This is a genomic window from uncultured Apibacter sp. (assembly GCF_946479295.1).
GTDB lineage: Bacteria > Bacteroidota > Bacteroidia > Flavobacteriales > Weeksellaceae > Apibacter.
Genome location: NZ_CAMLFD010000001.1, coordinates 340,196 through 359,106, shown reverse-complemented (window position 1 = coordinate 359,106; position 18,911 = coordinate 340,196). Strand labels below are relative to the sequence as shown.

At 32.3% G+C, this 18,911-nt stretch carries 17 protein-coding genes and 1 tRNA gene; 17 read left to right on the top strand and 1 reads right to left on the bottom strand.

Annotation, left to right across the window (positions count from 1 at the left end; translation table 11 throughout):
* The first annotated feature begins 277 nt into the window (after window positions 1-277).
* Together Q0T35_RS01695 and Q0T35_RS01690 are read left to right on the top strand one after the other, a co-directional pair.
* Entirely contained in the window at window positions 278-424 is a 147-nt protein-coding gene (locus tag Q0T35_RS01695) for a hypothetical protein (protein WP_295809757.1), read from the top strand.
* 12 nt (window positions 425-436) lie between these two features.
* Window positions 437-613 carry a hypothetical protein gene (locus Q0T35_RS01690; protein ID WP_295840644.1) on the top strand — a complete coding sequence of 59 codons (177 nt, stop codon included), beginning with the start codon at window positions 437-439 and terminating at the stop codon, window positions 611-613.
* A gap of 653 nt (window positions 614-1,266) precedes the next feature.
* On the opposite strand, the gene Q0T35_RS01685 is transcribed toward Q0T35_RS01690, so the two are convergent.
* Window positions 1,267-1,351: transfer RNA gene (locus Q0T35_RS01685), tRNA-Leu, on the bottom strand.
* Between the two features lie 527 nt (window positions 1,352-1,878).
* On the opposite strand from Q0T35_RS01685, the gene nuoE reads away from it, so the two are divergent.
* From nuoE to thrS, 15 genes are all read left to right on the top strand, one after another.
* Complete coding sequence (gene nuoE, locus Q0T35_RS01680; RefSeq protein ID WP_293918900.1) at window positions 1,879-2,409, top strand: NADH-quinone oxidoreductase subunit NuoE; 531 nt, start codon at window positions 1,879-1,881, stop codon at window positions 2,407-2,409.
* 31 nt (window positions 2,410-2,440) lie between these two features.
* Window positions 2,441-3,772 (top strand): NADH-quinone oxidoreductase subunit NuoF, encoded by a 1,332-nt coding sequence (gene nuoF / locus Q0T35_RS01675; RefSeq protein WP_293918899.1) that lies wholly within the window; start codon window positions 2,441-2,443, stop codon window positions 3,770-3,772.
* A gap of 37 nt (window positions 3,773-3,809) precedes the next feature.
* Window positions 3,810-4,580: a hypothetical protein gene (locus Q0T35_RS01670; protein ID WP_293918898.1), complete on the top strand. Its 771-nt coding sequence runs from the start codon at window positions 3,810-3,812 to the stop codon at window positions 4,578-4,580.
* A gap of 24 nt (window positions 4,581-4,604) precedes the next feature.
* Window positions 4,605-5,597: a 2Fe-2S iron-sulfur cluster-binding protein gene (locus tag Q0T35_RS01665; RefSeq protein ID WP_293918897.1), complete on the top strand. Its 993-nt coding sequence runs from the start codon at window positions 4,605-4,607 to the stop codon at window positions 5,595-5,597.
* A gap of 7 nt (window positions 5,598-5,604) precedes the next feature.
* On the top strand, window positions 5,605-6,654 hold the full coding sequence (nuoH, locus tag Q0T35_RS01660) for an NADH-quinone oxidoreductase subunit NuoH (protein ID WP_293918896.1): 1,050 nt from the start codon (window positions 5,605-5,607) through the stop codon (window positions 6,652-6,654).
* 80 nt (window positions 6,655-6,734) lie between these two features.
* Window positions 6,735-7,232 (top strand): NADH-quinone oxidoreductase subunit I, encoded by a 498-nt coding sequence (locus Q0T35_RS01655; RefSeq protein WP_293918901.1) that lies wholly within the window; start codon window positions 6,735-6,737, stop codon window positions 7,230-7,232.
* Between the two features lie 5 nt (window positions 7,233-7,237).
* The gene (locus tag Q0T35_RS01650) at window positions 7,238-7,732 is read left to right on the top strand and encodes an NADH-quinone oxidoreductase subunit J (RefSeq protein ID WP_293918895.1); all 495 of its coding nucleotides are present in this window, start codon (window positions 7,238-7,240) and stop codon (window positions 7,730-7,732) included.
* 30 nt (window positions 7,733-7,762) lie between these two features.
* Window positions 7,763-8,086: an NADH-quinone oxidoreductase subunit NuoK gene (gene nuoK, locus Q0T35_RS01645; protein WP_293918894.1), complete on the top strand. Its 324-nt coding sequence runs from the start codon at window positions 7,763-7,765 to the stop codon at window positions 8,084-8,086.
* A 3-nt stretch (window positions 8,087-8,089) separates the two neighbouring features.
* Window positions 8,090-9,982, top strand: coding sequence for an NADH-quinone oxidoreductase subunit L (gene nuoL / locus Q0T35_RS01640; RefSeq protein ID WP_295840642.1), 1,893 nt, complete (start codon window positions 8,090-8,092; stop codon window positions 9,980-9,982).
* A 27-nt stretch (window positions 9,983-10,009) separates the two neighbouring features.
* Window positions 10,010-11,482 carry an NADH-quinone oxidoreductase subunit M gene (locus tag Q0T35_RS01635; protein ID WP_295840640.1) on the top strand — a complete coding sequence of 491 codons (1,473 nt, stop codon included), beginning with the start codon at window positions 10,010-10,012 and terminating at the stop codon, window positions 11,480-11,482.
* A gap of 1,973 nt (window positions 11,483-13,455) precedes the next feature.
* Window positions 13,456-14,481 carry a Holliday junction branch migration DNA helicase RuvB gene (ruvB, locus tag Q0T35_RS01630; RefSeq protein ID WP_293918369.1) on the top strand — a complete coding sequence of 342 codons (1,026 nt, stop codon included), beginning with the start codon at window positions 13,456-13,458 and terminating at the stop codon, window positions 14,479-14,481.
* Between the two features lies 1 nt (window position 14,482).
* Complete coding sequence (locus tag Q0T35_RS01625) at window positions 14,483-14,815, top strand: multidrug efflux SMR transporter (protein WP_293918367.1); 333 nt, start codon at window positions 14,483-14,485, stop codon at window positions 14,813-14,815.
* Between the two features lie 18 nt (window positions 14,816-14,833).
* The gene (locus Q0T35_RS01620) at window positions 14,834-16,168 is read left to right on the top strand and encodes a dihydroorotase (RefSeq protein ID WP_295840638.1); all 1,335 of its coding nucleotides are present in this window, start codon (window positions 14,834-14,836) and stop codon (window positions 16,166-16,168) included.
* Between the two features lie 61 nt (window positions 16,169-16,229).
* Window positions 16,230-16,721 carry a Cys-tRNA(Pro) deacylase gene (gene ybaK, locus Q0T35_RS01615; RefSeq protein WP_295840636.1) on the top strand — a complete coding sequence of 164 codons (492 nt, stop codon included), beginning with the start codon at window positions 16,230-16,232 and terminating at the stop codon, window positions 16,719-16,721.
* A gap of 248 nt (window positions 16,722-16,969) precedes the next feature.
* A complete protein-coding gene (thrS, locus tag Q0T35_RS01610) occupies window positions 16,970-18,892 on the top strand; it encodes a threonine--tRNA ligase (RefSeq protein ID WP_295840634.1) in 1,923 nt (640 codons plus the stop codon).
* The last annotated feature ends 19 nt before the right edge of the window (window positions 18,893-18,911 follow it).

Below are 18,911 nucleotides of genomic sequence, written 5' to 3'. Positions count from 1 at the left end.
CAATAATTCTTCTAATGTCATATTAAAATACTTACTTAATTTAACAAGAGTTGTATAGGAGACATCTATTCTTCCAGTATTCTTGTATGAATATAGGCTATTTCCTGATTAGCACCTTTTTCTATTCTTATTTTTTTTACTCTATTAGCTAATTTCAATAATTCGTCTTTATTATTTATTTTCATGACCAAAAGGTCATTACATAAATATTTTCATACAATGACTATTCGGTCATTATTTTATATAATTATTTTAATTAAAATAAAATATATAAATCATGAAAAAATTAAATCTACTCTTATTAGGTCTTTTCCTTGTTCTTTCATTAACCAACTGTTCGAACGATGATAATTATGATTCAGAACAACCCACTACCTCAATAGAACAAAACAAACTTATTGGTATCCGGTATTCAGTAGAATAAGCAATTGATAAAATGATTTTAAATTTCACCTCATCAGGTAGAGTAATCTTTACCAACCATAAATTTGGTAATAATGGTGAAGATATTCAAGAAACAGGTAAATGGAGTTTGTCTGGAAATGCTCTTAAAATTATTTGGGATCAAACAGAAGAAGGGTTACTAAAATTGGCAGAAATATTTGGAATATAATAGATGTTATTTGGACTTTGTTACTCGTTGGAAATATATTTTTATCAAAACAAAAATAGTAAGTGTATCACGGATTTACGAATGATATTTTGTTAGATGATAAATGTGTCAGAAACTAAAGGAAATATCTAAAATAGCTGTGCATGTCGTTGAGTATTCTTGTAAAATATATTTAATCCATACTTCATAAGCCCGATCAAATAAATTATCTAAATTTGATACATAAAAGTCTATATATAAAGTTACTACGTTGTTCCAAAAAAGAAATTCAATTTCTTTTTTATAGGTGACTCTTTCACTTTTATCTAAAAATTTTCAACTTTTTTATTTAATTACTCTCATCAGGTTATTACTATAATCAATTGTTGGTCTGTATGGTATTTAAGTGTGTTTGTGTACAAAATAATTACGCAAAAGAAAAACATGTTTTATTGAGCTCTTAATTAGTATAAGGTTCGAAGATGTATTTTATTTATAAAATCCTAAAAAATAAATGTCATATGGTTTATATAGCGATAAAAATATCTATATATTTATTTGATTTATAGGTATTTAGTTTTTTTTATAAATAATTACCGTATAATCGAGCAAGAGTTATGCAGGTTTGATAAAATAAAAAAGCAACTAACTGATTGATAGTTAATTGCTTTTTTTGGTACGGATGAAGGGAATCGAACCCCCACGCCTCACGGCACTAGATCCTAAGTCTAGCGTGTCTACCAGTTCCACCACATCCGCATACTGGTTTTGGACTGCAAATATACATTTATTTTGTAAAATGTAAAATAATATTTTAATAATTTTTAAGAGTGGAAAACCATAGTATTTTAATGACCCTCTAATTAATATGTAAATAGTGAAATTAAAAAATAAAAAGTTTTTAAATATCGATAAAAAATTTAAAACATAATAATATAAATCATAGGTAAAACTAAAATAAAAAGTTCAAACTACCTCATTCATTTAGGATATTACAAGCTGTGAAATTAATTTAATGTATCACATAAAATATTAGAGGGCGTTAACAAAAGTTAAACCCTTGTGAAATATGATTTCTGTCAGTTATGCTATGAAAAAGAAAAATATCAAATTTAGCTTAATATGGGGTATATAAAGACATTGTGAATTTTTATTTTAGCTGTAATGCAGTAATTTACTGTTATTTATAATGATTCCAGATTGGTTGATGTGGGGCAAAAACTCCGATTTTAACTTTTTAAGTAAATTTCAATATTGTATATTTGCAGCCTAACATTAAACTAAAAATGACTAAAAACGGTGTAAGCCCTGATAAAGAGATAGTTTTTAGCACTGAATCCTTAAATAAAGTACAAGAAATAGTCGCAAGATATCCGGAAGGTAAGCAGAAATCTGCTTTAATTCCTGTATTGCACTTGGCTCAAAAAGAATTTGGAGGATGGCTAGATGTCCCTGTTATGGATTATGTGGCTTCTTTATTAAATATTTCACCAATTGAAGTGTATGAAGTAGCTACTTTTTATACAATGTTTAATATGCAGCCTGTAGGAAAGTATGTATTAGAGGTATGTAGAACCGGGCCATGTATGTTAAATGGAAGTGATCAAATCATAGAACATATCAAAGAAAAATTGCAAATAAAAGAAGGAGAAACTACTGCAGATGGTATGTTTACATTAAAACCTGCAGAATGCTTAGGGGCCTGTGGGTATGCGCCTATGATGCAAATCGGTAAATTTTATCATGAACATCTGACCAAAGAAAAAGTGAATGAAATCATTGATCTTTGTAGAGCAGGAAATATTGCAATTGATTAAATAATAATTTAGAAGCATATATAATAATATAATGAGTAAAAAATTATTGCTTAAAAATATTGATGTAGAAGGAATAAAGACTTTTGAAGTTTTTAGAAAGCATGGAGGATATACCGCCGCAGAAAAAGCCCTTACAATGACTCCGGATGAAATCTTGGAAGAAGTAAAAACCAGTGGTCTTAGAGGGCGAGGAGGAGCCGGATTCCCAACTGGTATGAAATGGAGCTTTTTAGCTAAACCGGAAGGAGTTCCACGTTATTTAGTGGTTAATGCTGATGAATCAGAACCAGGTACATTTAAAGACCGTTTCCTAATGGAATATATACCCCATCAGCTCATAGAGGGAATTCTTATTTCTTCTTTCTGTTTAGGAGCGAATGTTTCTTATATCTATATACGAGGAGAATATTCCTGGATACCCGATATATTAGAAAAGGCGATACAAGAAGCGAAAGCAAATGGTTTTTTGGGGAAAAATATTAAAAATACAGGGTATGACCTTGAAATATATGTACAACGAGGTGCTGGAGCTTATGTATGTGGAGAAGAAACCGCCTTATTAGAATCATTAGAAGGAAAAAGAGGAAATCCAAGATTAAAACCTCCGTTCCCCGCTGTGAAAGGGTTATACCAATGCCCAACTGTAGTAAATAATGTAGAAACCATAGCTACAGTGCCGGCAATCATTTCTATAACCGGCGCAGAATATGCAAAAATGGGGGTAGGAAGATCAACAGGAACCAAATTAATTTCAGCATGTGGAAATCTGAATAAACCGGGAGTCTATGAAGTTGACTTTAATTTAAGTATAGAAGAATTTATTTACAGCGAAGAATATTGTGGAGGAATACCTAATGGGAAAAAACTAAAAGCCTGTATTCCCGGCGGGTCATCCGTACCTATTTTACCGGCAAAACTGTTATTAAAAACAGCCAATGGAGAAACCCGTTTGATGAATTACGAAAGTATGGCTGATGGTGGGTTTGTTACAGGGACAGCTTTAGGCTCAGGAGGGTTTATAGTATTAGACGAGGATCAGTGTATTGTACGTCATACTATGACTTTAGCACGTTTTTATAACCATGAAAGTTGTGGCCAATGCACCCCTTGTCGTGAAGGTACTGGATGGATGTATAGAATATTAAGAAAAATAGAAGAAGGTAGAGGAGCGTATGAGGATATCGATTTATTGTGGAGCATACAAAATAAGATAGACGGAAATACAATATGTCCTTTAGGAGATGCAGCATCCTGGCCTGTTGCAGCAGCTATAAGACATTTTAGAGATGAGTTCGAATGGCATATTAATAATCCTGAATGTTTAACTAAAAATTATGGTATAGCTGAATATGCAACTATTTAACAAAAGTAATTTATTGTTTTTATTAGCAATATTTACAATGGGTACAGTCGATGCCCAAGAAAACAAAAGAAAAGCCCACAGAAAAGGTGAAGTATATGCCTACTGGGGTTGGAACCGAGCTTATTATGGAAGATCATCTGTCCATTTTACAGGAAATGATTACAATTTTACCCTACACGGCGTTAAAGGTGACGATAAACCGATCGGATGGAATTTTCATGATTTTTTAGATCCAACAAGAGTAACAATACCACAAGTAAACTATAGAATCGGTTATTTCTTTAAAGATAATTGGGCGGTTTCTTTAGGTATGGATCATATGAAATATGTTGTTAGACCGGGACAATGGGTAAAATCTACTGGAACGATAAATACTCCAGGATTTGAAAATGCAATTGTAGATGGAGAATACATTTATTTAGACGATAATTTTTTACATCTAGAGCATACTGACGGTCTAAATTACCTAAATGCAGAGTTAGAATATTATCATAATTTCATAACATCCGGCTTCTTTAAATTGAATAGTATTGCAGGAGGAGGTTTAGGGGTCGTGATACCAAAAACCAATGCTACAATAATGAATAATGAAAGACATGATAAATTTCATTTGGCAGGATGGGGCTTAGACGCAAAAGTAGGAGCAGAATTACTTTTTTGGAAGCTATTTTTCTTACGAACTGAATTAAAAGAAGGAGTAATATCAATGCCGGATATTAGAACAACTTCAAACAGTTCAGATAAAGCTTCCCAAACAATTTTGTATCTCCAATGGAATTATACATTCGGATTCAGTTGGCATTTTTAATGCATCAAGTTATATAAAAATCTAATGAACGAACAACCAAATAAAATAAAAGTAACAATAGATGGAATTACTGTAGAAGTAAATCCAGGGATTCCAATTGTAGAAGCAGCACGCCAAATCGGAGGAGCTTCAGTTCCTCCTACGATGTGTTATTATAGTAAATTGGAAGGAAGTGGAGGACGTTGCCGCACTTGTTTGGTAGAAGTGTCTAAAGGGTCGGATAAAGATCCTCGTCCCATGCCAAAATTAGTACCAGCTTGCCGAACTAATGTAATGGATGGAATGGAAGTAAAAGTCATTACTTCCGAAAGAGTAATACAAGCTGTACAAGGAGTTACGGAATTTTTACTAATCAACCATCCTTTAGATTGTCCAATATGTGATCAAGCCGGTGAATGCAAACTTCAAGATTTAGCTTATGAGCATGGATTAGATAAAACCCGTTCCGAGTTTCCAAGAAGAACTTTTCAATCTGACGATTTAGGACCATACATAAAATTAAATATGAACCGATGCATTCTCTGTGCAAGATGCGTATTAGTTGCCAATCAACTGACAGATCAAAGAAATCAGGGAATACTATTCAGGGGAGATCATGCAGAAATAAGCACTTATATAAGTAAAGCCATTGAAAATGATTTCTCAGGTAATATGATAGATGTATGTCCTGTAGGAGCCTTAACAGATAGAACTGCAAGATTTAAGAGCAGAGTTTGGTTTACAGAACCGGTAAATGCTACCTGTACCTGTGAAAAATGTAGCGGTAAGGCAGTCTTATGGATGAAAGGAGATACCATCATTAGAGTAACTGCACGTAAAGATGCATACAATGAGGTAGAAGAATTTATTTGTAACGATTGCAGATTTGAAAGAAAAGACGTGAATTATTGGAACATTGAAGGTCCTGCACACATTAGTGATCATTCGGTAATTTCGGTTAATCATTATGAGTTACCAATACCTAAAAATGATCCACATTACAAAATTGAAAAATATAAAGCTAAAACATTAGAATAATATACATATGTGGTTTACAGTAGTATTGGTAGTTATTTTATTTGTGTTATGTTTAGGAGCTGCAGCTTATGAAACATTAATGGAAAGGAAAGTAGCTGCCTTTTTACAAGATAGGATTGGGCCAAATAGAGCTGGAAAATTTGGTTTATTGCAACCGTTATGTGACGGAGGAAAACTATTTTTTAAAGAAGATTTTGTTCCCAAAAATGCAGAAAAATGGTTGTTTATCATATCCCCCGGGATACTTATGCTCATTGCATTAAGTACTGGAGCAGTCATTCCATGGGGTAAATCTTTATTTATCGGTGGAGAATCTTATTTAGTTCAAGTAGCAAATATTGATGTAGGAGTTCTCTATATAATGGGGATCGTTTCAATCGGTGTGTATGGAATCATGTTAGGAGGTTGGGCCTCCAATAATAAATATTCTCTATTAGGAGCGATAAGAGCTTCATCTCAGATGATTTCCTACGAATTAGCCATGGGATTATCATTGCTGTCAATCATTATGATGACTGGAACTTTAGATTTACGAGTAATGGTGGAACAACAAGCCTCTAATTTATATGGATTATCTTTCTTAAACGGACTGGCTTGGAATGTATTTTATCAACCTTTGGCATTCGTACTCTTTGTTACATGTTCGTTTGCAGAATTAAATAGAGCTCCTTTTGACCTAGCAGAATGTGAATCAGAGCTAATTGGAGGATATCATACAGAATATGGTTCTATGAAATTCGGAACTTTCCTCTTTGCGGAATATATAAATATGTTTATAAGCTCGGTATTAATAAGCACCCTATTTTTCGGAGGATATAGTTTTCCTTATATGAATAAATTGGCTGAAAATGGAACTTTAGGAGAAAATGCAATAGGGATTCTTAGCATCGTGTCATTATTAATTAAAACAACCTTCTGCATATTCTGTTTTATGTGGGTTAGATGGACTTTGCCAAGATTCAGATACGACCAGCTTATGCGTTTAGGATGGAGAGTCATGATACCTCTATCTATACTCAATTTATTAATAACTGCAACAATGGTTGTTTTTGGCTAAAAAATAAAGAAAAAAGTAAAGAAAGATTAAAATTTATGCAGAGGCTTACCAATAAATCTAAAATAATTTCAAATAAAGAAATGACTTTAAAGGAAAAAATATACCTTCCTGCTGTATTAGGAGGTATGAAAATTACCTTCAGTCATTTTTTTAAAAAACCGGTTACTACTTCATATCCAGAAGAGAAGAGAGATTTCAGCCCAGTTTATAGAGGTCGTCATGTCCTTAAAAGAGATGATGAAGGAAGAGAACGATGCACCGCGTGCGGATTATGCGCATTAGCTTGTCCAGCAGAAGCTATAACAATGGTAGCTTCAGAAAGAAAAAGAGGTGAAGAGAATCTATATAGAGAAGAAAAATATGCGGAAAGCTACGAAATAAATATGCTCAGATGTATTTTTTGCGGAATGTGTGAAGAAGCATGTCCGAAAGAAGCTATTTTTCTAACTGATCGACTGGTAATGCCGGAACATTTGCGTGAAGGTTTCATATATAGAAAAGATAAGCTTGTAGAAAGTATGGATAACAGAATTGATGTTTCACAAAGACAAATAAAAAAATATCCAGTAGAAAAATAAAAATTATGGAAGAAATTTTGTTTTATTTAGTATCTACGTGTGCAGTTGTGAGCGCATTATTTGTTGTTTTCAGTAAAAATCCTATGTACAGCATAATTTCATTAATTCTAACCTTTTTTTCCATAGCTGGGTTATATATAATGTTAAATGCTCAATTTTTAAGTATAGTTCAAATTATAGTTTATTCCGGAGCCATCATGGTATTATTCCTTTATGTGCTCATGATGTTAAATTTGAAAGAAAAAGATGAACCTTTAAAAGGAAGTGCATTTAGAATATTAGCAACCGTATGCGGTGGAATGGTATTCATAGGCTTTATTGGAGCACTGAAAGGATATCAGCAAATAGATTTTCCAACCAGTCCGGATAGCCAAATAGGATTGACCAAAAATTTAGGTCATTTATTATTTAGTAAATATGTATTACCCTTCGAGTTAGCTGGAATTCTATTCTTAGGGGCCTTAGTAGGTGCAGTAATGATAGGAAAAAGAGATTTATAACAAAATATATTTTCTTGAAATAAAAAAGAAATGATTAATAGTTTATTACAAAGTATACCGGTAGATTATTTTATATACTTATCCGCTTTACTATTTTGTATTGGAGTGACAGGAGTATTAGTAAGAAGAAATGCAATAATAATTTTAGGATGTGTGGAGCTGATGCTTAATTCAGTTAACTTATTGTTGGCAGCTTTCTCTGCCTATAAAGGAGATGCAGATGGACAAATTTTAGTATTTTTTATCATGGTTGTAGCAGCTGCGGAAGTTGCAGTAGGACTAGCCATCATAACTATGATGTATCGAAATACACGATCTGTAGATGTAAGCTTATTTAATAGACTAAAAGGATAAGAAATGGAGAATATTATATATCTAATACCAATTTTACCACTTTTTGGATTTTTAATTTGTGGAATTTTTGGAAGTAAAATGCCTAAAAAGGTTGTAGGAATAATTGCTAATTTAGCCGTTTGGATACCTTTTTTCTTATCTGTTTATTTATTCAGTACATTTACAGAACCCATCAAAGCTTCATTATTTAATTGGTTTACAGTAGACCATTTACATGTTAGTTTTTCCTTTCAAATAGATCAATTATCCTTAATAATGATGATGATCGTTACAGGGATAGGTTCGCTTATTCATTTATATTCTATAGGATATATGCATGAAGATAAAGGTTTTTATAAATTCTTTTCTTATTTAAATCTTTTCATATTTTCCATGCTTCTGTTAGTAATGGGAAGTAACTTCCTAATACTATTTATCGGATGGGAAGGAGTAGGATTTTGTTCCTATTTACTTATCGGATTTTGGTATACAAATAAAGAATATGGATATGCAGCCAGAAAGGCATTTGTAATGAATAGAGTTGGAGATTTAGGTTTACTAATTGGAATATTCATGCTGTTTTATTATTTTGGAAGTGTAGAATATACCGATATAGCAGCTAAAGCCAATTTATTTAAACTCAATGACCCGATATTAATAACCGCCACTATATTTCTTTTTGTAGGGGCTATGGGAAAATCTGCACAAATTCCTCTATATACTTGGTTGCCTGATGCTATGGCAGGACCAACCCCTGTTTCAGCTTTAATCCATGCTGCAACTATGGTTACTGCAGGTATTTACATGATTATAAGATCCAATGCAATCTATAGCTTGGTACCGATTACCTTAGATTTTATAATGTATATCGGACTAGCTACTTCCATATTAGCCGCATTCATAGGATTAAGACAAAACGACATCAAGAAAGTTTTAGCTTATTCAACTGTATCACAATTAGGACTAATGTTTACGGCCTTAGGAGCAGAAGCGTATACAACCGCTTTATTCCATGTAATAACTCATGCGTTTTTTAAAGCATTATTATTTTTAGGAGCAGGAAGTGTTATTCATGCGATGAGTGGAGAGCAAGATATGAGATATATGGGCGGTTTAAGAAAAAAAATACCTGTAACCTATTGGACTTTTTTAATAGGAACGTTGGCCATATGTGGAATTCCGCCTTTAGCAGGGATGTTCTCTAAAGACGAAATTTTAGTGGCACTTTGGACTAAAAATAAAGTTATCTGGGGACTAACACTATTTTCTGCCGCTTTAACATGTATTTACATGTTCCGTCTTTTATTCCTTACCTTCTTTGGAGAATTTAAGGGGACAGAAGAACAAAAGAAACATATGCATGAAAGTCCTGCAATAATGACATTTCCATTAATCATATTGGCTATATTGACTACAATCGGCGGAGGATTAAATCTACCCCATTATTTAGGTGAGGGCATATCTCAAAAATTAGCACATTGGTTGCAGCCTATATACGTTGGTTTACATATACATGAAGAGCCTTCTTTTGGAATCGAGATGACCTTGTTAGCCATAACTTTAGCGGTCATAGCTTTAGTAGCCATTGTTTCTTATAATAAATATGTAACGAGAAAAATACAAGCCCAAATTGTTGAGAACATGAGTGGCTGGGAAAAAATTTCAGCACATGCTGCCTACATTAACGAATTTTACAATGAAGTAATTGTTAATCCGGTTTTAAACCTTGGAAAGTTTCTGAAGAATATTGTGGATAAATATATCATAAACGGAATAGTAGAAGGAACAGCAAAAACCGTCAAGGGTTGCGGAAGTGTTGTAAGATTAATACAAAACGGTAACGTAGAGTTTTATGTATTTGCAATGTCCCTAGGTATATTTATTTTATTACTAGTTGCAGAATTTTTAAGTCATTAATATTAAATACAAAAGTAAAAAGATATAATGTTAACTTTAGCAGTACTACTTTTACCAATAATAGGATCAGGCATATTATTTGCCTTAAAGGGAAATGTTTCAAAATATTTAGCTTTTATAATTGCAATATCCGAATTGGTATTAACCGCTATTATTTGGTATAATTTTAAAGCAAATTCAGGCATTCAATTTGAATTTGGTAAAGAGCTTTATTTTTCTCCGATTAAATCCACCTTACATTTCGGTATGGATGGTTTAGCTCTTCTAATGCTTCTTTTAACCAACACATTAACACCTATAATTATATATTCATCATTTAACGATGAACGTCCTGCAAATTTTTATGCTTTAATTCTGTTAATGCAGTTTGGATTGGTAGGAATATTTTCCTCCTTGGACGGATTAATGTTTTATATATTCTGGGAAATAACCTTACTTCCAATTTGGTTTATATGCGGAATATATGGAACGGGAGAAAACAGATTGAAAATAAATTATAAATTCTTTATTTATACATTTTTCGGATCCCTATTTATGTTAGTAGCATTGATCTATGTCTATTTACAAGCAGGATCCTTTGATTTAAATGCGTTATACACAGTTAAAATCAGTTCACAAGCCCAAATATTTATCTTTTGGATGTTTTTCCTTGCATTTGCTATTAAATTGCCTATATTTCCATTCCATACTTGGCAAGCCGATACTTATACAATGGCTCCTACTCAAGGATCAATGCTATTATCAGGCATAATGCTTAAAATGGGAGTATTTGGAATTATAAGATACTTATTACCACTTTCGCCAGAAGCAGTAGGAGGAACTTCAGGTACAATAGCTTTAATTTTATCCATCATAGGAATTGTATATGCATCGTTGATAGCAATTGTTCAGAAAGATATCAAACGACTGATAGCTTTTTCTTCTATGGCTCACGTGGGATTAATAGCTGCAGGTATTTTTTCCAGCGCAATTGTTTCCATGCATTGTGGAGTAGATATAACAGGAATAGAAGGAGCTTCCGTTCAGATGTTGGCTCATGGTGTGAATGTAGTTGGATTATTTTATGTTGCGGATATATTAATTAAAAAATTCGGTACTAGAGATTTAAGTAAAATGGGTGGTTTAGCAACAAAAGCTCCGTTTTTAGCTGTTTTATTTATGATTATATCCGTAGGAACTATGGCAGTACCTTTAACCAATGCCTTTATTGGAGAATTTCTTTTATTAAAAAGTGTCTATACACTAAGTATCTGGGGAGCTATTATCGCAGGTTTAACTCTTATACTCTGTGCTGTTTACGTTACTAAAATGTATGGAATGTCTATGTTTGGGAAAGGAAATAAAGAATTTTTAGAAGGTCAAAAAGATATTTCATTACAAACTCGAATAGGTTTGATGGTAATAGCAACATTGATTATAGTCTGTGGTGTATATCCACAACCTTTGTTGTCTTTATCTTCTGAAACTGCACATCAAATAGTATCACTTTTAGTAAAATAAAAGTACTTTATAAATTAGTAAATATTGTTAGAAGATATTTAGGCTGCTGAAACTTATTTGAGTGTAAAAGTTAAATATGCAATTTTCTAAAGTTATTCATATTTACCTTACAATTATAATAAAAAGCTAAGAAACATAATTATATTTACCATATAGGAAAAAATAAGGAGAATAACCTCCTTAGGTAATTTTGCTAACAAGTAATGTGTGGATAATATCCATGAAAAAGGGGTTTGTTATTTTAAATATGACAGTAACCCCTTTCGGATCTTAGATATCAATAACCAAAGCCTCTTCAATATTAGCAATTTTAGAAGGTCTGGATATAAATTCCAAATTTTAGTTCATTAAATTCAATAGTTTTTTAAGCTTCATGCCTCTTATTAACTAACTTATTCATGTCTAAAATAACAACCAAATATTCACTAATAAAATAAGGTTTTTTGTGAACGACATTTTGATCAATCCAAACGCATCCGTTTTCAGTCACTCCTAAATCAGCCTTTACAAATACCTAAATCCATTCAGTGTAACAAATACCATCTTGATTAAAAGTGGAAATTCTAATTTCTTATAGAGTAGAGCCTATTTTCGTAGCTTCAGGATATAATTTTTTATAAGAGTTAATATCTTTATTGTTTTCAAATAATTAATTTTTCCACTTATAAAACATGTGTCTATAAACTATTGCATTTTATTATGATAAAATATTCCCTCTACATTTATTACAGACTTATCTAATCTATGAGAAATAATTTTTTTTATATTTTGAAGGATAAATCCTCCTGTATCTGTTAACCAATAAATTCCTATTGATTTTTTAATGTCTTGAATATTAAAATTGATAGTTATTTGAAATAATAGTAGGTTTACTTTAAAAAAAACTTTAATCGGAAGTAAAGGATTGGTAAGTATAATATAGCAATAATATAATGCGGTATACACTCTACGAATAAAAGTGAATAAAAGTGGAAAAATTAATTATTTGAATTTCAATCAGGTAGATTTTAGCTTAAAAATTTTCCTAATATGATAATGATGATAATAGAAGCTAAACTTCCTTAAATGGTAGGAGTTTCAATCGATATATAAATCAGAAAAATATTGTACCAAAAGCAGTATGATTCCCGCACATAAATAAAACATTATATTTTTATGAATAACATCATTTAAATTTACTAAATTAAAAGAGGTAATGAGCATTAAAACAGTTAATTAAATGGTAATATTCGTATTGGTAGATTGAATTTTTTCTCGCATACTCACCTATCTAGCTAAAATAATTTCCAAGATATCAACAGCTCAAAATCCAGTGGCTACACTATTAGAAATAAAACTTACAACTGCAAAGAAAACCGGTTTAAATCCCAGACATTATAATTGTTATAGGAACGGCAAACGCTGCTTCAAATCTTCCTATTCCATTCAATAATCAACCAAATCCCAAAGCTAATAATATCATTTGATATAAATTTCCCTTAAAAAACCTTTATTTTTTTTAGTAAATATCTGAATTATAAATAAATATAGAATAGAGTTATAAAAAGTATAGAAGAGATGGCTTTTATAAATCTTTATATTAGAGATGTAGCGGTATCTGTTATCGATAAATGAATTTCGAATAGATCAATCAATAGGGGATCTACAAGTATTATAAGTGCACTTTTATATCCAGCAGTTTTCAAAATTCCAAGTAAAAGTATTAATAATAATATAGATAAGTTGAATATAAAATATCGAAGTAATTAATTGATTCTTCATTAATAAAAATGGATAAAATAAATTTTTTTTTGTTTATTTTTATGTTTAAAAGATATACAAATAAAAACTTATAAGTAATTCTTTATTGGATAGTATTGGTAAAAATAAAGTTGAATTTATGGAGTAAGAGATAGTTTTTATTTAAATAATAAAGAAGAATAATTTAATGTTGTTTACTTTTTAAATTTCTCCAGATGTTTTAAATTTACAAAATGTCAGATTTATTGGATCCGGATAAGGATAAATATTCGAAAGAGGAAATTGACCAGGAGGAACAGGTACGTCCCAAGAGTTTTAATGAATTTGTAGGACAGGCCCATATTATGGATAATCTTGAAATATTCGTAAAGGCAGCTAAGTTAAGAGGAGAATCTCTAGATCATGTCTTATTGCATGGTCCACCCGGTCTGGGAAAGACAACATTGGCTAACATAATTGCCAATGAATTAAATGTAGGAATTAAAATTACATCAGGACCCGTTTTGGATAAACCAGGAGATCTTGCCGGTCTATTGACGGGGCTAGAAGAAAATGATGTTTTGTTTATCGATGAAATTCACAGACTTTCACCTATAGTGGAAGAATATTTGTATTCAGCGATGGAAGATTATAAAATTGATATAATGATTGAAAGTGGCCCTAATGCACGATCAGTCCAAATAAATCTAAATCCATTTACATTAATTGGAGCAACAACACGTTCCGGCTTATTAACTGCACCTCTTAGAGCGCGTTTTGGAATTAATTTTAGATTTGAATATTACCACACGGAACTATTAAGTACCATTGTGGAAAGGAGCTCACGCATTATGAACATGCCGATTGAAAATCAGGCAGCCATTGAGATAGCCTCCCGAAGCAGAGGTACTCCGCGTATTGCCAATGCTTTATTAAGAAGAATTCGCGATTTTGCGCAAATTAAGGGTAATGGAAAGATTGATGTCAATATATCGGAAATAGGTTTGGAAGCATTAAAGGTAGATAAGCACGGATTGGATGAAATGGATAATAAAATTTTAAGCACCATTATAGAAAAATTTAAAGGAGGTCCCGTAGGTTTAACAACTATAGCAACAGCAGTTGGAGAGAATCCGGGAACACTTGAAGAAGTATATGAGCCTTTTTTAATTCAGGAAGGTTATCTTATGCGTACTCCAAGAGGAAGAGAAGCAACAGAAAAAGCATATAAACATCTGGGGAAAATGAAAATTTTAGGGGATCAATCAGAATTATTTTAATATGAAATCCTATATTTATCTATTTATAGCGATATGTTTGGAAACTGCAGGCACATCTCTGTTGCCAATGACAAAAGAATTCACTAAATGGAAGCCTACCCTGATTTTTTTTACCTTATTTATTGCTGCTTTATACAGCTTAACCAAAGCAATACGAAATATACCCATCGGTATAGCGTATGCGATATGGTCCGGAATAGGTATTATTTTAATTAGCCTTTCAGGCTATTTTTTATACAAACAAAAATTGGATATTCCAGCAATTATTGGTATTATATTCATTATCATAGGAGTACTTATAATAAACTTATTTTCAAAAACAGCAGGCCATTAATTTAAATCAAATCAAAAAATGATACTTATTGAAAATGCCACAATTATAAATGAAGGACAATCAATGGTAGGATCAGTCTTACTGAAAAATGATATCATTTCCGAAATATATACTGGAGAAGTTCCTGAAGAAATTCGTAATCAATCGACACGAATAAATGCTGAAGAGTTGTGGTTGTTACCAGGTGTGATTGATGATCAGGTTCATTTTAGAGAACCTGGATTAACTCATAAAGGAGATATACGAAGTGAAAGTAGAGCCGCTATAGCCGGAGGAGTAACTTCTTATATGGAAATGCCAAATACAAACCCGCAAACCATTACTATTGAAGCATTAGAAAATAAGTTTGCTCTGGCCTCCCAAAAGTCTTATGCTAACTATTCTTTTTATCTGGGTGCAACCAATGATAATAATGCTGAGCTTTTGAAAGTTGATTCCAGGAATGTATGTGGAATAAAAATATTTATGGGCTCTTCTACAGGAAATATGTTAGTTGATAACAAAAAAGCTTTAGAAGCCATATTTTCTGAGACCAATATGCTAGTTGCAGTACATTGTGAAAAAGAAGAAATTATAAGGAAAAATATAGAATATTATAAAAAATTGTTAGGAGAGTATATTCCCATTCCTTACCATCCATTGATAAGAAGCGTAGAAGCTTGTTATCAATCCTCATCCGAAGCGATTGAATTGGCGCATAAATACGGAACGAGGCTTCATGTATTGCATATTTCTACAGAAAAAGAATTAAGTCTGTTTGAAAATAAACCATTATCAGAAAAAAAAGTCACCGGTGAAGCTTGTGTGCATCATTTATGGTTTACGGATGAAGATTATGAAAAACTAGGATCAAAAATTAAATGGAACCCTGCGGTAAAAAAGAAACAAGATCGAGATTCATTGATTAAAGCAGTTGTTGAAAATAAGCTCGATGTAATAGCCACAGATCATGCACCGCATTTATGGAGCGAAAAAGAAGGAGGATGCTTACAAGCAGCCTCTGGTGGCCCCTTAGTGCAACATTCTCTCCAAATGATGCTACAATTAGTAAAACAAAAAAAAATCACCAAAGAAAAAGTGGTTGAGAAAATGTGTCATGCTCCGGCGCAGCTTTATCAAATTAATAAAAGAGGATATATACGTAAAGGATATTATGCGGATTTGGTATTGATTAACCCTAATAAACCTTATACGATAACTCAAAAGAATCTTCGATATAAATGTGGTTGGTCTCCTTTGGAAAATGTAACTTTTAGCTCAACTATTGAAAAAACATTCTTAAACGGTGAATTAGCCTATACGGATGGCGAAATAAAAGAAGTAAGAGGTAGGGCTCTCGAATTTGATCGATAAGACAACAAAAAATAACATTGATTTTTATAAAGTAAGGTCAAGATATCTGAAAAAGTCTTAAATGAGCAAAAATAAAATACACAAAACCAATGCGGCCAGGATATTAGATTTACATAAAATCAATTATACTTTAATATCCTATGAAGTTGATGAAAATGATTTAAGTGCAGTACATGTTGCTGAAATCTTAGGGGAGAACATAAGGCAAGTATTTAAGACCTTGGTTCTTCAAGGAGATAAAACCGGATACTTTGTCTGCGTTGTTCCTGGCGATGAAGATATAGAGTTAAAGCAGATGGCTATCATTTCAAAAAATAAAAAATGCGATTTAATTCCGATGAAATCATTATTAAATTTGACGGGATACATAAGAGGAGCATGTTCCCCGATAGGTATGAAAAAATTATTTCCTACATACATCGAAGAATCTTGCTTACACTTCAAATCAATCTATATCAGTGCCGGACAAAGAGGATTGCAAATACAGATTAATCCGGAAGATTTGATTAAGTTGATTCACGCTGAGGTATTTAGAAATACAGTCAGTGGGTAAAATCATTTTAATTTAAATTACTAGCCATATTAACATACAATATTCTCTCTATCTTATCAATACTATTTTATAAATTCAAATGTTTTTCAAAAAAGTTATTTGACTCAAATAAATAAGATTGTTGTATTAATAAGAAGATAAAACTCATTGGATTATAAAAAATAAAAAATTATTTTAGAATATTTTAAAAAGCCCAATAATTTCATTTATAAAACTTTCGTAAATTTGTACCCTAAAATTTTAGAAGAATGATAAAAATTACCCTTCCTGATGGAAGTGTGAAAGAATTTCAAAATTCCGTAACACCGTTGGATGTAGCTAGAAGCATTTCAGATGGCTTGGCTAGAAATACGATTTCTGCATTAGTAAATGGTAAGCAAGTAGAAGTTGCCGATCCAATAACCGCAGATGCAACGGTTCAATTATTAACATGGAATGACAATTTAGGTAAAAAAGCATTCTGGCATTCTTCCGCCCACCTATTGGCTCAAGCAATATTAGATTACTATCCTAATGCTAAATTAACCATAGGTCCGGCGATAGAGAATGGATTTTATTATGATGTAGATTTTGGCGATGAAACTTTCTCAGAAAAGGATTTTGAGAAAATAGAAAAGAAGATGTTGGAAAATGCCAAGAAAAATTCAACGTTCAATATCCGTTCCGTATCTAAAAAAGAAGCCTTAGAGGCATATAAAGATAATCCGTTCAAAACAGAATTAATTGAAAATCTGGAAGACGGATCCATTACTTTTGTAACTCACGATAATTTTACCGATTTATGTAGAGGGGGACATATTCCTTCGACAGGAATTGTAAAAGCAGTAAAAGTTTTAAATGCAGCCGGAGCTTATTGGAGAGGTGATGAAAAAAACAAACAATTAGTTCGGGTATATGGAATTTCATTTCCTAAACAAAAAGAACTGACCGAATACTTGGAAAGAATTGAAGAAGCTAAGAAACGTGATCACAGAAAATTAGGGAAAGAACTGCAATTATTTACTTTTTCCGAAAAAGTAGGAGCAGGATTACCTTTATGGTTGCCCAAAGGAGCTAAATTAAGACAGAAATTAATTAACTTTTTAGGAGCAGCGCAACAAAAAGCAGGCTATGAAATTGTAGCCACTCCGCATATAGGACATAAAGATTTATATGTAACCAGCGGACATTATGAAAAATACGGAGCAGATAGCTTCCAACCTATAAAAACTCCTAACGAAGGAGAAGAATTTTTATTAAAGCCGATGAATTGTCCGCATCATTGCGAAATTTATCGTTCCTCTCCATGGTCTTATAAAGATTTACCCAAAAGATTTGCAGAATTCGGAACCGTATACAGATACGAACAAAGTGGAGAATTACATGGCTTGACTCGTGTTAGAGGCTTTACTCAGGATGATGCACATATTTTCTGTACACCTGATCAGCTAATCGGAGAGTTTGAAAAAGTAATAGATTTAGTATTATATACATTTAAATCTTTAGGATTTGATGATTTTATCGCTCAGGTTTCCTTACGAGATAGAGAAAACAAGGAGAAATATATAGGAAGTGATGAAAATTGGGAAAAAGCTGAAAATGCTATCAAGCAGGCTGCTGAAAAAAAAGGTTTACCAACCGTCATCGAATACGGGGAGGCTGCTTTTTATGGTCCAAAATTAGACTTTATGGTAAAAGACGCTTTGGGCCGAAGCTGGCAGTTAGGAACCATACAGGTGGATTATAATTTGCCGGAGCGTTTTGATCTTCACTATATAGGGTCGGATAATGAAAAACATCGTCCAGTAATGATACACAGAGCACCTTTTGGGTCATTAGAACGTTTCGTGGCTATTTTACTTGAGCACACTGCTGGAGATTTACCGCTTTGGCTAAGCCCCGAACCATTTATTATACTTCCTATTAGTGAAAAGTATGCAGATTATGCAAAAAAAGTTTTGGATTTAATGGAAAATTCGGATATTTGCGGACGGATAGACGATCGTAACGAAAAGACAGGTAAAAAGATACGTGATGCAGAGATCAATAAGATTCCTTATATGTTTGTAGTGGGAGAGAAAGAAGCAGCAACCGATACCGTGTCAGTTCGTAAACGCGGAGAAGGAGATTTAGGTACTTTTTCTTTAGAAGAAGTAGTAACGATGATGAAAAAAGCAACAAATAATCAATAAAATTTTAATACCATAGCAC

Excerpts from the sequence above, each read along its gene's own strand:
- Q0T35_RS01695 (WP_295809757.1), top strand. The coding sequence starts at position 278 with ATGAAAAAATTAAATCTACTCTTATTAGGTCTTTTCCTTGTTCTTTCA.
- Q0T35_RS01690 (WP_295840644.1), top strand. The coding sequence starts at position 437 with ATGATTTTAAATTTCACCTCATCAGGTAGAGTAATCTTTACCAACCAT.
- nuoE (WP_293918900.1), top strand. The coding sequence starts at position 1,879 with ATGACTAAAAACGGTGTAAGCCCTGATAAAGAGATAGTTTTTAGCACT.
- nuoF (WP_293918899.1), top strand. The coding sequence starts at position 2,441 with ATGAGTAAAAAATTATTGCTTAAAAATATTGATGTAGAAGGAATAAAG.
- Q0T35_RS01670 (WP_293918898.1), top strand. The coding sequence starts at position 3,810 with ATGGGTACAGTCGATGCCCAAGAAAACAAAAGAAAAGCCCACAGAAAA.
- Q0T35_RS01665 (WP_293918897.1), top strand. The coding sequence starts at position 4,605 with ATGAACGAACAACCAAATAAAATAAAAGTAACAATAGATGGAATTACT.
- nuoH (WP_293918896.1), top strand. The coding sequence starts at position 5,605 with ATGTGGTTTACAGTAGTATTGGTAGTTATTTTATTTGTGTTATGTTTA.
- Q0T35_RS01655 (WP_293918901.1), top strand. The coding sequence starts at position 6,735 with ATGACTTTAAAGGAAAAAATATACCTTCCTGCTGTATTAGGAGGTATG.
- Q0T35_RS01650 (WP_293918895.1), top strand. The coding sequence starts at position 7,238 with ATGGAAGAAATTTTGTTTTATTTAGTATCTACGTGTGCAGTTGTGAGC.
- nuoK (WP_293918894.1), top strand. The coding sequence starts at position 7,763 with ATGATTAATAGTTTATTACAAAGTATACCGGTAGATTATTTTATATAC.
- nuoL (WP_295840642.1), top strand. The coding sequence starts at position 8,090 with ATGGAGAATATTATATATCTAATACCAATTTTACCACTTTTTGGATTT.
- Q0T35_RS01635 (WP_295840640.1), top strand. The coding sequence starts at position 10,010 with ATGTTAACTTTAGCAGTACTACTTTTACCAATAATAGGATCAGGCATA.
- ruvB (WP_293918369.1), top strand. The coding sequence starts at position 13,456 with ATGTCAGATTTATTGGATCCGGATAAGGATAAATATTCGAAAGAGGAA.
- Q0T35_RS01625 (WP_293918367.1), top strand. The coding sequence starts at position 14,483 with ATGAAATCCTATATTTATCTATTTATAGCGATATGTTTGGAAACTGCA.
- Q0T35_RS01620 (WP_295840638.1), top strand. The coding sequence starts at position 14,834 with ATGATACTTATTGAAAATGCCACAATTATAAATGAAGGACAATCAATG.
- ybaK (WP_295840636.1), top strand. The coding sequence starts at position 16,230 with ATGAGCAAAAATAAAATACACAAAACCAATGCGGCCAGGATATTAGAT.
- thrS (WP_295840634.1), top strand. The coding sequence starts at position 16,970 with ATGATAAAAATTACCCTTCCTGATGGAAGTGTGAAAGAATTTCAAAAT.